At 33.4% G+C, this 721-nt stretch carries 1 protein-coding gene and 1 pseudogene; one reads left to right on the top strand and one right to left on the bottom strand.

All coding sequences use genetic code 11. The features are described from left to right. A pseudogene (locus ACP5S8_RS08495) lies at window positions 1-222 on the top strand (hypothetical protein); the annotation flags it as partial. 81 nt (window positions 223-303) lie between these two features. On the opposite strand, the gene ACP5S8_RS08490 reads toward ACP5S8_RS08495, so the two are convergent. Continuing rightward, window positions 304-721: EAL domain-containing protein (locus ACP5S8_RS08490; protein ID WP_461876502.1), on the bottom strand; the 418-nt coding region annotated here is incomplete at its 5' end.

Raw genomic sequence — 721 nt, 5'->3', positions numbered from 1 at the left:
GTTATAGGGGACAAGGGATATAAAGGATGTGAAAATGTCTATGTTTGCAAGACAAAAGAAGATAAAGCTCAAAGACAGATTATAGAAGGTGTATTTTCAAGGCTTAAACAATTTAACGCTTTAAAAAGATGGAGGAAAGGAATTACTCTTCTTACTTACTTGTATGCTTATGCAATAGGTTATAGCTTTTTCAGATCTATTGAGGTAAAGTTATGTGGTTAATTTCTCACTCGAGGTATGATATTATGTAACTATTAAAAGTTTAACACATATGTCCAATTACTTGTATGCTTATGTAATAGCTTATAGCATTTTTAAATTTTGCTCTTTTTCTAACTCTTTATCTAACGGCGATGGCTTGTGAAGGTAAAAGCCTTGTAAAAATGCCCTTTCCTCTGGAAACCTTATGCTGGCAACTATATTTTTTAGTTCTTTCAATATGTCTTCGCTATCCACAAACTCGTATATCACCCTTAAATTTGTTCTTTTGCAAAACATTGTTATAGATTCTACTATGGAAGCGTATGTTTGGTTTTGTAGTATTTTTTTTACTATAGAACCATCTACTTTGAGACTTTTTGAAATGCCGAGTTCTGTAAGCTCTCCTACAAGCTCGTAGTTTGTGTAGCCTGTCCCAAAATCATCGTAAGCAAGATAAAAAAACTCATGCTTCATATCTTGCTCAATCAAATTCTTGCTCGTCATGATGGCGTATTCGGTG

The organism is Hydrogenobaculum sp., assembly GCF_049967395.1.
In the GTDB taxonomy this organism is placed as follows: domain Bacteria; phylum Aquificota; class Aquificia; order Aquificales; family Aquificaceae; genus Hydrogenobaculum.
This window is presented reverse-complemented; position numbering and strand designations above follow the sequence as displayed.